The sequence below is a fragment of the Flagellimonas flava genome, assembly GCF_050617915.1.
Taxonomy (GTDB): Bacteria; Bacteroidota; Bacteroidia; order Flavobacteriales; family Flavobacteriaceae; genus Flagellimonas; species Flagellimonas flava_A.
Window position 1 is genome coordinate 957,865 of the sequence record NZ_JBODQE010000001.1, and the last position, 12,749, is coordinate 970,613.

Genomic DNA, 12,749 nt, shown 5'->3' on the forward strand with positions numbered 1-12,749 from the left:
CAAAATACAAGATACCATAGAATTGTGACAATCTCCAAATGCCCATGTAGGTCTCCTACAATTCCCTAGTTTTGGTCAATAATTCGGTTGCATGAAATACAAATGTGTCATTTTTGATTGTGATGGTGTCTTGGTTGACAGTGAAATCATTACCTGCAAAGTACTGGTGACCATGGCTGGGGAATTAGGCCTTGATATCGATTTGGACTTTACCGTTAAAAACTTCATGGGAAAATCATTGAAACACATAATGGAATATCTGGATACCCAACTTGATGTTCCTCTGCCCTCTAATTTTGAAAAAGATTACAGAGCAAGAACCTTTACCAAATTTGAGGAGGAATTACAGCCTATTGAAGGGGTGCAGAACTTAATTGCACAACTTGATGTTCCCTTTTGCGTAGCTTCCAGCGGACCATTAAATAAGATTAAGACCAATTTGATGATTACCCAGTTGGCGGATAAGTTCGCCAATAGGATGTTCAGTTGTTATGAGATAAACAGTTGGAAACCCGAGCCTGACATCTTTTTACATGCTGCCAAAAACATGGGGTTCAAACCCAGTGAATGTGTGGTTGTGGAGGACAGTTCCGTGGGAGTGCAAGCTGCCTTGGCCGGAGGATTTGATGTTTTTAGGTATTCGCATAAAAGTACCGATAAATTCCCTAACCATCCCAAGGTAATACCCTTCACGCATATGGATCAGCTGCCATCTTTATGGTCGGATGAAAATTAAGTTGGATGATTGGATTGATGGATTGTTCGATTTAGTCCAGATCCTATCTAAATTGAAAAGGGAAAATGGAAAATGGAAAACGACCTGTTCAACCTTGGTCATTGCTAATTGTCAATTGATCATTGTTCATTGTTCATTGACCAAAAGTGTTAGCAAAAAACTAAGCGTACAGTATCAAAAACAACAGCGGAAATAAAATTCCCGCAACCGCAAATTTCCAGCCCCTACTTTTAAAGCCGTTTTTCCCATTGGGAATCAAGATGCCAGTAATGGCGATCAGCAACATTGCGGCCCCGAAAATATCTGAATACCAAATCCAAAAGGAATTGGTGGACTTGTGGAGGAACATGGTATGTCCAATAAAAGGCACCTTGCGCTTATATTCCAAAATCCCGTGACCCGTTTTTGTGTCCACATCCAAAATTACATTGTCTTTATAGTACACACGGAGGGTATTATCCCGCACTCGATGTCCATCGTATTCCACATCCCATTCCTTGGAGAAAGCTTCAATATATTCTTGGGAAATATCTGTTGTATTGGCGTCCAAAGCAATGGAAACTTCTTCACTTTCATAGGTGTAATCCATGGGATACCAATCCTGTCTGTGATTCAATATGATGCCTGAGAAGGAAAATGCAATAATCAACCCCACATAGAAGTAGGCAAAATCCCTATGCAAATTTCTATTGGTAAACTTGTACATAAACAATTGTCTTTTTGTTTGAATCGAACGCAAAGTAAGCAATAAACCAGCAAAGAAAACTTCGCCAATCACCATCAACACCGTAATTATTTAATATTCTGTATATTGAGTTTTACAAACCATCGATCAAAACCCATTCCCGATGTTAGATAGCGTTATAAACAATGCCCTCCGCATATTGACTTTGATATGCCTCATTGGTCAAATGGCCTGTTCTTCCAGTGGCAACGAAGCATCCCCTGACCCGAATTCCAATCCGGATCCCGATCCCAACCCTAATCCAACTCCGGAATTGACCATTGAGGAAAAACTTCAGACCATCATTGATGAAAAAGTGGGTACGGACGCGGATAAACTTGTTGGTGTCTCGGTTTCCATTAGAATTGGTGACCAAGAACATTTAAGCTTGACCGGCGGAATTTCCAAACTGGGGGTTCCTGTTACGGAAGATATGCGATTTGGTGTGGGCAGTATCACCAAAACCGTGGTTGCGGCCACAGTGATGAAACTTGTGGATGAAGGTTTATTGAACCTGGAAGACACCATTGCGGATTGGTTGGAGCTTACTTCCGAAAATGTGGATAGTTCCATAACCATTTATCAGCTGCTTACCCATTCTTCAGGCTTAACGGGCTATATGTACAATGACCTGTGGGCCATGGCAGAGGCGGATTTGGAAACTCCCATTCCACAAGCTACGCTATTTGGGTTTATTGGCCCTCCGGATGCTGAACCTGGGGTTGGTCACAGTTATTCCAATTCCAATTACCTTATTTTGGGTTTGATCATAGAAGCTGCAACGGAAAAGACGGTTGGGGAGGTTATGCGAGAAAAGTTTTGGACTCCCTTAAATATGAATGCCATCTATTTTGGAACAAATGAACCCATAGAAGGCACTTGGGCCACTCCTTGGCGTGATGGGGATGATGACGGTGTTCTGGAAGACATTGAAGCTGACTTTGGCCCCGCTTTTCATAGTATTTTCTATTGTGCCGCCGATGTTTTTTCAACCGCTTCCGACTTATCGCAATGGGCGCAACACCTGTACAATGGGGATGCGGTTTCCGAAGCATCCAGAACCAATATGATGACAGACCATTACGCCATACCTGATGACATCTTTGTGAGCTATGGACTTGGAACGCGAGAGGTGATATTCCATGGCAGGTCTACCTATGGGCATACCGGGGGCATGCGCGGCTATGGAGCTTACATGTTTTTTGACCCCATTAGTAAAGTCAGCATAGCGATGTTAAACAACCAAAGTAGATCCGATGACGGACCTTTGTTGAGATACGAGTTGGTAAATGAGCTGTTGGAAGAGGTCTTTGCCCATTTCAACATTTAGTTGGACCACAAAGTTATTTACTTGCTAGGGAATCTATAGTCTTTTGAGCTTTTTCCAAGGCCTGCTCCAACTGTTGGTTTTCTTCTTGGTAATGGGAACGAAGCGCTTCCATTTTGCGTTCAAATTCATCTACAGGAACATAATCGGGTTTTAAAAATGCATTGTTGACCAGACTGAACAGCGTGAACAAAAAACTCACCACTACCGCGGAAATAAGTAATATCAATAGTGTTTTCTCCTTTTTCAGCACCGGTGATTTTTCTTTCCCGAGTAATTTTTCCCCATTGGAACTTTTTTTATCACGGGATAATTGGGTCAGAAAAGTATCCCATTTTTCCTCTTCAACCACGTGCATGTCCATAAACCCGCCCTCGTCCAAGAAGTTCTGGGTTTTGGAGGTGGAGGCCAACATAAACATGGCCACCCCATTGCCGGCCATAATATCCAACAATCCATTGTCGTATTCCTGGATTTCCTTAATCAGTTTATGCACAAAATCCTGGCTGTAGTTGGGGCGAAGGAATTCATCATAAAGCACCCTGACCTCAAAGTAATCCCTTCGCTTCAGGGCATACTCCAAAAAACGGTCCTTTAGTTCGGCTTTGAAAAATTCGCCCATATCCGGTACAGGGGTTAAAGGTTTGGTGAATTAATCCTTGGAGTAAATTTAAGGTATAGCCCAATGTCGGACAATAGTTGCCATGTAAAGAATAGGTGATATTTTATCCCTTAGAACACCAAAGTGGAATGCTCGCTAAGTGAATTGCGAACACTTAAACGATTTCGGCACTTAAACCTGCTTGAAGCAATCGGGTACATCTCGGTTTAAGGTCGTTGTATTCTCCAGTTTTGACGGTGCATTTGCCATTGTAGTGCACAATCAGGGAACACTGTTCAGCTTGCTCCGGCGTATGCTCACACACGGCAATCAAGGTTTCAATGACATGATCAAAGGTGTTCACATCATCATTGAACAGGACAATCTCACTCTGCTTTAGTACTTCTTCTTCCAGAAGCACTTCTTCCGAAACTTTTTCCTTGATTCCCATGGGTCTGCTGTTACTACAACCTAATTTACATATTTTGCTGAAACCCAGTTGTTCTTTTCCAAATTTTTAACGAATTCCAATCCATAGCTACCACATTTTGAGGATATTACATCCAAATCCTCTATATAAAAGCCACTTAAGTAAAGCTCCCCTTCCGGATTCAAACATTCACTGTAAATGGGAATATCGGACAAAAGTATATTTCTGTTGATGTTGGCCAGGATAATATCGTATTTCTTACCGGGTAAAATGGAACTGTCTCCTTGATAGACTTCAATTTCACAGTTGTTGCGTTCCACATTTTCCTTGGAGTTCAAAAAACACCATTCGTCAATATCAATGGCATCCACTTGGGAAGCGCCCTTCATTTTAGCCAGAATGGCCAAGACCCCTGTCCCGCAACCCATGTCAAGAACGGACATCCCTTCAAAAGGGTTCTCTAAAATATGCTGCAGCATCATGTGAGTGGTCTCGTGATGCCCTGTCCCAAAACTCATCTTGGGTTCAATTACAATATCAAATTCCACATTTTCGGATGGATGGAAAGGCGCCCGAACCATGCATTGGTCCCCTACATTGATGGGATGAAAGTTCCTTTCCCATTCAGCATTCCAGTTTTGCTGTGCAATCTCCTTGGATTTCCAGGTAACGTTCACCGCATCATTGGTGAGGGTGCAAATAGCATCCAAAATGCTTTCCCTCCAATCGTTTTTAAGGATATAGGCCAACAAAAGCCCTTCTTCCTCCACAAAACTTTCAAAACCCACCTCACCTAATTCCGCAATCAAAATCTCGGTCCACGGGGTTAACGGCTGAAGCTTAAATTGATATTCGATATAAATCGATGACACCTTGCGGGATTAAATAGCCTTGATAATGGCAATGAAATCGTCTGCTTTTAAGGACGCGCCGCCAATAAGTCCGCCATCCACGTCGGGTTTTCCAAAGATATCCCCAGCATTTCCAGGTTTCACGCTACCTCCATAAAGGATGGATACCTCATCTGCAATGTCAGCGCCATAAGAATCTGTTATGGTTTTTCGGATAAAAGCGTGCATCTCTTGGGCTTGCTCTGGGCTGGCAGTTTCCCCAGTTCCTATGGCCCAAACCGGCTCGTATGCCAAAACAATATTCTTCCAAGCTGCGGCATCCAAATCAAACAAAGCATTCTTCAGTTGACTTTCCACTACGGAAAAATGGTTACCTGATTTACGCTCTTCCAATTCTTCTCCAAAGCAAAAAATAATGGTCATATCCTTTTCCAAGGCAGCCTGCACTTTTTTGGACAATAGTGTATCATCCTCTCCAAAGTAGGCACGTCTTTCAGAATGTCCCAAAATGACGGTGTCCACATGGATGTTCAATAACATATCGGCAGAGATTTCACCCGTGTACGCTCCACTTTCAGCAAAATGCATGTTCTGTGCCGCAACTTTTATGGCGGAGGACTGCAAATTTCTTTGTGCGGTGGTCAAGTTTACAAAGGTCGGTGCCACCACCACCTCAGCATGGGTGTCCGGTAATTTGGCCGAGAGTTCTGAAAGCAATGCCTCAGTTTGCTCCAGATTATTGTTCATTTTCCAGTTTCCTGCTACTATTTTCTTTCTCATCGTGTTTTCGTTTGTTGGTTTTAATTTATTGTTGGTTGTCAGTAGTTATTTTAATTGTATTCCAGCTCATCAAAGTCGTTGTAATGTACCTTTTGGAGTATGGTGCCTCGATTTAACACCAATATGGCCGGATTGGATCGTACTATGGTTTTTAAGGTCGTTTCATCAGTAAAATAAAAGTCAAAGTTAAGTCCAAATTTGGATTTAAGTGCCTTGGTTTGGGCATCACTTGAGGCCGACATTCCAATTACTTTATATCCATTGGATATGGCTTCGCCAGTAACCTCCGCAACCTTTTCAAAATAATCCGTGTTGCTTTTGGCCAAATCATAGGCAATAACCATGACCAATTTGTCCTCTTCCAAGAGTTCCGCCGCAAAGTCCGTCCCTTGTTGTTCAATGGTGAAATCGTGAATGGGAGGTTCATAGCCTTTTTGGATTTCCGTGGTCTCCACATCCACAAATTCCCCATCAACAGAAGGGTATTCCCCATTGGTCACCACAATTTTATCCTCACCGTTCACCTTAAACCTCCATGCATATTCATAAAGCGGTTTAGGAGCATCTTCAGGAACTGACATTCCTTCTTGAATGTTGGCTCCAATCTTATAAGGTCTGAAATCAACTGATGGGAGGTGATTCAACACGTGATTTGCAAACAGCGCACAAGCAATCAACGATACTCCACCCAAAATCCAATTCACTTTGGTATTGAACAAGGGTCTAATAAATTTTCTGCCCACAAACAATATCAAAATCAATCCCAATAAAATTATGTCTTTGGTAAACGATTCCCACGGGGTTAGTTTGATAGCATCCCCGAAGCAACCGCAATCCGTCACTTTGTTGAAATAGGCCGAATAGAAGGTCAGAAATGTAAAAAACACAATCATCAACAGCAGGCTCCAAACAGTAAATTTTGGTTTGAAACCGATCAATAAGAGAATTCCAAGCAGCACCTCAACAATGACCACAAAAATTGAAATTGCCAATGCCAAAGGCATTAAAAAGGGTAGATCCAACACCCCTTGGCTAAAATACTCTTCCAGCTTAAAGGAAAAACCGACAGGGTCGTTTAGTTTAATAAGTCCGCTTATTATAAATAAGACCCCAACAACAATCCGGGAAATCCAAACCAAATATTTCATATTTCTTTAATATAAAAATCCAAAGCCAAGGCTCTAAATTACAAGCACCAAATTCCAAATTCCAAATTCCAATCTCCAAATTCCAAATTCCAAATTCCAAATTCCAAATTTTATGGTAGAAATGGATTATTTGGCTTTATTGATAATTGAAGACAAAATATTCCTCAATTCCGTGGACTCATTAATCAATTCTTCTATTATAATTTCATTTTCAAGATTGGCATCTTGTAAAAGCCGCAGCCAATATCCAGATTCCTTGGCTTCTTTCCTGGCAATTTTTAACCTGAAATAGAAATCTTTGTCCCCAAGCTTTTCATTAGCTTCAATATAATTTGCCCCAACAGATCCTGACGAACGTATCAATTGCTTTCCATCTTCTATGTTTCCAATGGAGTATTTGAGCGATTGTACAAGTTTTCTACAGGCCTTTGCAAATTTAAATGTCCGTTCTTCTAAATCATAAACTTTGTCTTTTACCATGCATAAGTTGTGATTTGGGATTTGCTATTTGAAGCTTTGATTTAAATGGATCAATGCAAAAACCGCATAGTTGATTATATCCTGATAATTGGCATCAATCCCTTCACTGACCAAGGTCTCTCCTTGATTATCCTCAATTTGCTTGACTCGAAGCAGTTTTTGCAAAATTAAATCCGTTAGGGAACTCACCCGCATATCGCGCCAGGCCTCCCCATAATCATGATTTTTGTTTTCCATTAAGGATTTTGCAATCAACACCTCTTCATCATATAATGCGATGGCCGAGTCTTTGTCCAAATCGGGTTGCTCGGCCACGCCTTTTTTCAGCTGTATCAAGGCCATAATGGCATAGTTGATGATTCCCACAAATTCTGATTGCTCCCCCTCGTCCACTTTCCGCACCTCATTTTGCTGTAAACTGCGAATGCGCTGCGCCTTAATAAATATTTGATCTGTGAGCGATGGGAGACGCAATATGCGCCATGCGGTTCCGTAATCTTTGGTCTTTTTTAAGAAGAGGTCACGACAGGTGGTAATTACCGCATCGAATTGTTGGGAAGTCTGCTGCATCTATTCTTGCTAATTTGCGTAAATTTCGTCCAAACTTTGGGCTCTCATGAAGCCTTGCCAAAGATAATCAAACCCAACAAAGCACCTATTTTTTATGACGATAAACTGCAAGGGAGAGCTTATTGATCTCAGCCGACCCAAGGTCATGGGAATTCTAAACCTTACCCCCGACTCATTTTATGACGGAGGGAAATACAAGGATGAAAAAACCATTTTGCTTCAAGTAGAACAAATGTTGGCGAATGGGGCAACCTTTATCGACATGGGAGCTTATAGTTCGCGACCAGGAGCGGAACATGTCCCCGAAGACCAGGAGCTTCAAAGAATGCTCCCCATTTTGGAGCTGATTCTGAAACACTACCCTGAAACTTTCATTTCCATAGATACCTTTAGCAGCAAGGTTGCCAAACACTGCATTGAGTCAGGAGCCGCTATAATCAATGACATTTCCGCAGGAAATTTGGATGATGGGATGTTCCAAACTGTAGCGGACTACCAGGTTCCGTATGTTATGATGCATTTAAAGGGAACTCCCCAATCCATGCAAAAATTGGCTACTTATGATGATTTGATCCAGGATTTGAGGCTGTATTTCGCACAAAAAATTGAAAAAGCCACAAGCTTAAAAATAAATGACATCATCATTGATCCCGGTTTTGGATTTGCCAAAACCACGGCCCAGAACTACACTTTGCTCAGTCATTTGGATCTGTTTCAAACCTTTGGTTTGCCCCTTTTGATCGGGCTTAGTAGAAAATCCATGATCTATAAAGTTCTGGAATCTTCTTCCAAAGAGGCTTTGAACGGAACTACTGCACTGCATACGGTGGCTTTACTAAAGGGTGCCAATATTCTACGTGTCCACGATGTGAAAGAGGCTATGGAATGTGTTACCTTGATTGAGGAACTCAAAGCCAATTCACTCTAATTTGATGTTCTGCGATTTTTGCTAATTTTACAAAAACACTGCGGTTGGATTTTCTAAATTTTATTGAATTTAAGATTACCGATGTCATAGACATCGTGCTTGTGGCCGCACTACTCTACTATATCTACAAGTTGGTCAAGGGCACCGTGGCCATCAATATCTTTATCGGAATTGTGATTGTTTGGGCGCTTTGGAAACTTACAGAGCTGTTGCAAATGAAAATGATCAGTAGCATGGTAGGTGGTTTTATGAACATTGGACTGATTGCCTTGATCATTGTGTTTCAACAAGAAATACGAAAGTTTTTGTTGATGATCGGGTCTACCAATTTTGCTTCCAAAAGAAATTTCACGCGGCATTTCAAGTTCTTGAAGCAAGAGGCCCTGCCCACGGATACCAATGTTGATGCCGTTGTAGGTGCCTGTGAAAAAATGGGGATGTCCAAAACCGGTGCTATTTTAGTGATGGAGCGCACCAATTCACTCGACTTTTTTAAGTCCTCCGGGGATTCCATGAATATTGAGATTACCCAACCCATTTTGGAGAGTATCTTTTTCAAAAATAGCCCGCTCCATGATGGCGCGGCCATTATCCAAGACAACTACATAACCGCCACACGTGTTATACTTCCTGTTTCCAATGATAGGAACATTCCTTTACGGTTTGGATTACGGCATAGGGCTGCTGTCGGAATCACGGAAAAAACGGATGCCGTTTGTCTGGTGGTGAGTGAAGAAACCGGTTCCATCTCCTATATTAAAAATGGGGAATTTGTTCCGTACAAAGGTCTGGATGCGTTAATCGCCATGATCAAAAAGGATTTGGAATAAATGGTTTGTAAAAACTGCAATCAAGCCCTTGTACCAGAGGATCGCTACTGCCGTAATTGCGGTGCAAAAGTTATCCAAAACAGGCTTACCCTTAAAAATGTGTGGCATGACCTTGGTCAGCAAGTCTTTAACCTGGACAATACCTTTCTCAGGACTTTTAGGGAACTTTTTACAAAACCCGAAGTGGTTGTTGCCACCTATATTGCAGGAACACGCAAAAGGTACATGAACCCCATAAGCTACTTTGCCATTGCCATTACCCTTTCTGGGCTTATGTTTTTTGTGCTCCGCGATATCTATGACCTAAATCTCACAGAGAGTAGCTTTAACAATGAAACGGCACCACAACTAAACTATGTTTTCGATTTCCAAGCACTTCTGGCCTATCTGAGCATGCCCCTATATGCCCTAATGACCTGGATGCTCTTTAGTGCCACCAAGAAATTCAATTATACGGAGCACTTGGTAGCCAACGCCTACATTATTGGTCAAACATCTTATGTCCAGGTCTTTACCTATATATTCTTTTTGGGCCTTTTCCCCATCAAATTTGACATCTTCAATTTTGCGTTCCTAATTGTTATAGTCGTTTACCAGTTCTATGCCTTGGGAAGATTGCACCAGCTAGGTTTTTGGAGTACATTTTGGAGGGCCTTGATCTACTTTTTCCTATTGATCATAGTCATGATGGGAATAGGCGTCGTCATTTTCCTGATCAGTTTATCAACTGGAATGGTAAACTTAGAAGATTTTGCTCCCAAATCTTAAGCGACCTCCTCTTCGGCCATAAACTGGGCCTCGTAAAGATCGCTATAGTAACCACCTTTTTTCAACAATTCCTGATGGTTCCCAACTTCCACAATTTGACCCGCATCCATCACAATGATCTTATCCGCTTTTTTGATGGTGGCCAATCGGTGCGCAATGATGATGGAGGTTCTACCTTCGGTAATCTTGTCCGTGGCCTGTTGGATCAACTGCTCGGAATAGGTATCCACGGAAGAGGTAGCTTCATCCAAAATCAAAATGCTGGGGTTACTTACATAAGCCCTTAAAAATGCAATGAGTTGTCGCTGTCCGCTTGAAAGCATGGTGCCGCGTTCCTTTACATTGTACAAATAGCCTTCGGGTAGACTGGAAATAAAATCATGTACGCCTATTTGTTTGGCAGCGTTTTCAATCTGTTCCAAGGTCACTGTTTCATCCCGCAGGGAAATGTTATTGGCTATGGAATCCGCAAACAGAAATACATCTTGAAGCACAATGGCAATGTGCGAGCGCAAGGATTTTAGGGTATAGTCCTTAATGTTGTGACCGTCGACCAAGATCTCCCCTGAGTTGATTTCGTAAAAACGATTGAGCAGGTTGATGATCGTGGATTTTCCAGCTCCAGTGGCGCCCACAATGGCAACGGTTTCCCCTGCTTCAACCTCAAAGGAAATACCATGCAGCACCTCCTCATCCTCCAGATATCCAAAATGGACATTGGAAAACTGAATATTGCCCTTGACATCTGCCTTCTCCAAACTACCATTGTCCGCAATGCGGCTGTCGGTATCCAAAATTCCAAAGACCCTGTTTGCCGCCACCATTCCCATTTGTAGGGTATTGAACTTATCCGCAATCTGCCGAAGTGGCCTGAACAGTAAGTCCATCAGGAAAAAGAAGGCAATGATGGAACCTTTGTTATCCAAGCTTACGCTATCAATGTTTTGGATGATTCCAAAATAGACAACCAAACCTACCCCTACAGAATTGGAGATTTCGGCTATGGGGAAAAAGATGGAGTTGTACCATACCGTCCTTAACCATGCATTTTGATGCTTTTCATTGATTTTTCTGAACTTTTCCTTTTCAATCTGCTCCCTGTTGAATAGCTGCACAATCTTCATCCCCGCAATCCGCTCCTGCACAAAGGAATTTAAATTGGCCACTTGTGCCCTAACATCGATGAAGGCGACTTTCATTGCCTGCTGAAAAAGGCGCGTAGCAATTAAGATTATAGGTAGGATCGCAAACACGATCAAGGCCAGTCTCCAATTCATTATGAGCATCACGCAAGCCGCGCATAGCATTTTCAGGATATCGGCCACAATCACAAAAAACCCTTGACTAAAAATCTCACCAATCCGCTGCATATCCGCTACTGCTCGGGTGACCAAAACCCCAATGGAGGAATTGTCAAAATAGGTCATCTTAAAGCCCACCATTCTTTTAAAAAGCTTCACACGGATATCCTTGATCACGGATTCACCCAAAAGGTTAGCATAATAGTTGAACAATAGCTGACTGATTACCTGGGCAATTAAGGTTCCCAGCATGACCAAGACAACAAACAGCAACTGCTCGCTATCCTTATTCGTCAACGGCTCATCTATAATCAACTTCACCAAAATAGGGACGAGCACGGCAAAAGCGGCCGACAAAATAGCCATTATGGCCACCAACCAAAAGATACCCCTGTAGGGTTTGGTGTGTCCAAAAACACGCTTGAACAAGCCAAAATCAAATGCTTTTCCTATTTCCTCAGTTTTGCTCATCAAAAATATTTTTTGGGTAGGAGATGGCTGTCAAATATAGGCCTTTTGCGGGTACGGAAACCCCAGCTTTACTCCTGTCCCTACTCTCAATAATATCGTTTATTCTTTCAGGTTCCATTTTTCCCAGTCCTACATCCAGTAAAGTTCCTACTACGGCCCTAACCATATTCCGAAGAAAACGATCTGCAACAATGGTAAAAACCAACTTATCCTCTTTCATTTCCCAAATTGCTCTGCGGACATCACAATTAAAAGTCTTGACATCTGAATTGGATTTGGAAAAACTCTCAAAATCAGTGTGAGACAATAAGTAATTGGCAGCCTTGTTCATTGCCTTTACATCCAAAGGTTGAAGAATGCAATGTGCAAAATCAGAATAAAATGGGTTTTTTTCCTGCACCAACCAATATTCGTAGGTACGTTCTGTAGCATCAAATCGGGCATGGGCATCCGACTTAACGGCAACCAAATCCTGTATGGCAATGGCTTCGGGAAGGTAGGCATTCAGTCTATAGATCAATTCCTCACGATTGGCCACCTGATCCACATCAAAATGGGCATACATTTCCTTGGCGTGCACCCCAGCATCTGTCCTGCCAGCTCCCACTACCTCAACGGGTTGGCGCAAAAGGGTAGACAGTGCCTTCTCCAAAACCTCCTGGACGGTAATGGCGTTGGGTTGGTTTTGCCAGCCATGGTAAGCCTTTCCGAAATAAGCAAATCGGATAAAATATCTCAATGGGATTCCCTACTTTTAAAATGTTAAAGATACTTGAATCCCATCCAATAGAAATTCTGCGTTTA

Annotated in this window: 15 protein-coding genes; 5 read left to right on the forward strand and 10 right to left on the reverse strand. The window is 42.2% G+C overall.

Annotated features, from left to right (window positions below; translation table 11 throughout):
- The first annotated feature begins 91 nt into the window (after positions 1–91).
- The gene (locus ACRHOZ_RS04375) at positions 92–736 is read left to right on the forward strand and encodes an HAD-IA family hydrolase (RefSeq protein WP_431122788.1); all 645 of its coding nucleotides are present in this window, start codon (positions 92–94) and stop codon (positions 734–736) included.
- Positions 737–896: 160 nt separating this feature from the next.
- On the opposite strand, the gene ACRHOZ_RS04380 is transcribed toward ACRHOZ_RS04375, so the two are convergent.
- Positions 897–1,442: a PepSY-associated TM helix domain-containing protein gene (locus ACRHOZ_RS04380; RefSeq protein WP_431122791.1), complete on the reverse strand. Its 546-nt coding sequence runs from the start codon at positions 1,440–1,442 to the stop codon at positions 897–899.
- A 142-nt stretch (positions 1,443–1,584) separates the two neighbouring features.
- Here ACRHOZ_RS04380 and ACRHOZ_RS04385 point away from each other — a divergent pair, with 142 nt between their 5' ends.
- On the forward strand, positions 1,585–2,790 hold the full coding sequence (locus ACRHOZ_RS04385) for a serine hydrolase domain-containing protein (RefSeq protein ID WP_431122792.1): 1,206 nt from the start codon (positions 1,585–1,587) through the stop codon (positions 2,788–2,790).
- 13 nt (positions 2,791–2,803) lie between these two features.
- Here ACRHOZ_RS04385 and ACRHOZ_RS04390 read toward each other — a convergent pair whose 3' ends face one another.
- The 7 genes from ACRHOZ_RS04390 to ACRHOZ_RS04420 all read right to left on the reverse strand — a co-directional run bounded on the left by ACRHOZ_RS04390 (position 2,804) and on the right by ACRHOZ_RS04420 (position 7,647).
- On the reverse strand, positions 2,804–3,409 hold the full coding sequence (locus ACRHOZ_RS04390; RefSeq protein WP_431122794.1) for a hypothetical protein: 606 nt from the start codon (positions 3,407–3,409) through the stop codon (positions 2,804–2,806).
- A 154-nt stretch (positions 3,410–3,563) separates the two neighbouring features.
- Positions 3,564–3,839, reverse strand: coding sequence for an ATP-dependent Clp protease adaptor ClpS (locus ACRHOZ_RS04395; protein WP_431122796.1), 276 nt, complete (start codon positions 3,837–3,839; stop codon positions 3,564–3,566).
- A 20-nt stretch (positions 3,840–3,859) separates the two neighbouring features.
- Positions 3,860–4,690 carry a 50S ribosomal protein L11 methyltransferase gene (gene prmA / locus ACRHOZ_RS04400; RefSeq protein ID WP_431122798.1) on the reverse strand — a complete coding sequence of 277 codons (831 nt, stop codon included), beginning with the start codon at positions 4,688–4,690 and terminating at the stop codon, positions 3,860–3,862.
- A gap of 9 nt (positions 4,691–4,699) precedes the next feature.
- Positions 4,700–5,449: a triose-phosphate isomerase gene (gene tpiA, locus ACRHOZ_RS04405; RefSeq protein ID WP_431122800.1), complete on the reverse strand. Its 750-nt coding sequence runs from the start codon at positions 5,447–5,449 to the stop codon at positions 4,700–4,702.
- Positions 5,450–5,499: 50 nt separating this feature from the next.
- Complete coding sequence (locus ACRHOZ_RS04410) at positions 5,500–6,597, reverse strand: BT_3928 family protein (protein WP_431122803.1); 1,098 nt, start codon at positions 6,595–6,597, stop codon at positions 5,500–5,502.
- A gap of 126 nt (positions 6,598–6,723) precedes the next feature.
- Complete coding sequence (locus tag ACRHOZ_RS04415; RefSeq protein WP_431122805.1) at positions 6,724–7,077, reverse strand: four helix bundle protein; 354 nt, start codon at positions 7,075–7,077, stop codon at positions 6,724–6,726.
- Positions 7,078–7,101: 24 nt separating this feature from the next.
- Positions 7,102–7,647: a DUF1599 domain-containing protein gene (locus tag ACRHOZ_RS04420; protein ID WP_431122807.1), complete on the reverse strand. Its 546-nt coding sequence runs from the start codon at positions 7,645–7,647 to the stop codon at positions 7,102–7,104.
- 94 nt (positions 7,648–7,741) lie between these two features.
- Between ACRHOZ_RS04420 and folP the strand changes: the two genes are divergently transcribed.
- Genes folP through ACRHOZ_RS04435 form a run of 3 tightly spaced genes read left to right on the forward strand, consistent with a single transcriptional unit; the run spans position 7,742 to position 10,173 of the window.
- On the forward strand, positions 7,742–8,575 hold the full coding sequence (folP, locus tag ACRHOZ_RS04425; RefSeq protein ID WP_431122810.1) for a dihydropteroate synthase: 834 nt from the start codon (positions 7,742–7,744) through the stop codon (positions 8,573–8,575).
- Positions 8,576–8,619: 44 nt separating this feature from the next.
- On the forward strand, positions 8,620–9,405 hold the full coding sequence (cdaA, locus tag ACRHOZ_RS04430) for a diadenylate cyclase CdaA (RefSeq protein WP_420400545.1): 786 nt from the start codon (positions 8,620–8,622) through the stop codon (positions 9,403–9,405).
- Complete coding sequence (locus ACRHOZ_RS04435; protein ID WP_431122812.1) at positions 9,406–10,173, forward strand: DUF3667 domain-containing protein; 768 nt, start codon at positions 9,406–9,408, stop codon at positions 10,171–10,173.
- Here the strand turns inward: ACRHOZ_RS04435 and ACRHOZ_RS04440 are convergent.
- Both ACRHOZ_RS04440 and truA read right to left on the reverse strand, forming a co-directional pair.
- The gene (locus ACRHOZ_RS04440; RefSeq protein ID WP_431122815.1) at positions 10,170–11,945 is read right to left on the reverse strand and encodes an ABC transporter ATP-binding protein; all 1,776 of its coding nucleotides are present in this window, start codon (positions 11,943–11,945) and stop codon (positions 10,170–10,172) included. The two genes, ACRHOZ_RS04435 and ACRHOZ_RS04440, sit on opposite strands and share 4 nt — an antisense overlap.
- A complete protein-coding gene (gene truA, locus ACRHOZ_RS04445; RefSeq protein WP_431122818.1) occupies positions 11,932–12,684 on the reverse strand; it encodes a tRNA pseudouridine(38-40) synthase TruA in 753 nt (250 codons plus the stop codon). The genes ACRHOZ_RS04440 and truA overlap by 14 nt, the downstream gene beginning before the upstream one ends.
- Positions 12,685–12,749 lie beyond the last annotated feature (65 nt).

What these genes read in the sequence shown, in the direction of transcription:
- ACRHOZ_RS04375 (WP_431122788.1), top strand. Translation starts at nt 92, where the DNA reads ATGAAATACAAATGTGTCATTTTTGATTGTGATGGTGTCTTGGTTGAC.
- ACRHOZ_RS04380 (WP_431122791.1), bottom strand. Translation starts at nt 1,442, where the DNA reads ATGTACAAGTTTACCAATAGAAATTTGCATAGGGATTTTGCCTACTTC.
- ACRHOZ_RS04385 (WP_431122792.1), top strand. Translation starts at nt 1,585, where the DNA reads ATGTTAGATAGCGTTATAAACAATGCCCTCCGCATATTGACTTTGATA.
- ACRHOZ_RS04390 (WP_431122794.1), bottom strand. Translation starts at nt 3,409, where the DNA reads ATGGGCGAATTTTTCAAAGCCGAACTAAAGGACCGTTTTTTGGAGTAT.
- ACRHOZ_RS04395 (WP_431122796.1), bottom strand. Translation starts at nt 3,839, where the DNA reads ATGGGAATCAAGGAAAAAGTTTCGGAAGAAGTGCTTCTGGAAGAAGAA.
- tpiA (WP_431122800.1), bottom strand. Translation starts at nt 5,449, where the DNA reads ATGAGAAAGAAAATAGTAGCAGGAAACTGGAAAATGAACAATAATCTG.
- ACRHOZ_RS04410 (WP_431122803.1), bottom strand. Translation starts at nt 6,597, where the DNA reads ATGAAATATTTGGTTTGGATTTCCCGGATTGTTGTTGGGGTCTTATTT.
- ACRHOZ_RS04415 (WP_431122805.1), bottom strand. Translation starts at nt 7,077, where the DNA reads ATGGTAAAAGACAAAGTTTATGATTTAGAAGAACGGACATTTAAATTT.
- ACRHOZ_RS04420 (WP_431122807.1), bottom strand. Translation starts at nt 7,647, where the DNA reads ATGCAGCAGACTTCCCAACAATTCGATGCGGTAATTACCACCTGTCGT.
- folP (WP_431122810.1), top strand. Translation starts at nt 7,742, where the DNA reads ATGACGATAAACTGCAAGGGAGAGCTTATTGATCTCAGCCGACCCAAG.
- ACRHOZ_RS04435 (WP_431122812.1), top strand. Translation starts at nt 9,406, where the DNA reads ATGGTTTGTAAAAACTGCAATCAAGCCCTTGTACCAGAGGATCGCTAC.
- ACRHOZ_RS04440 (WP_431122815.1), bottom strand. Translation starts at nt 11,945, where the DNA reads ATGAGCAAAACTGAGGAAATAGGAAAAGCATTTGATTTTGGCTTGTTC.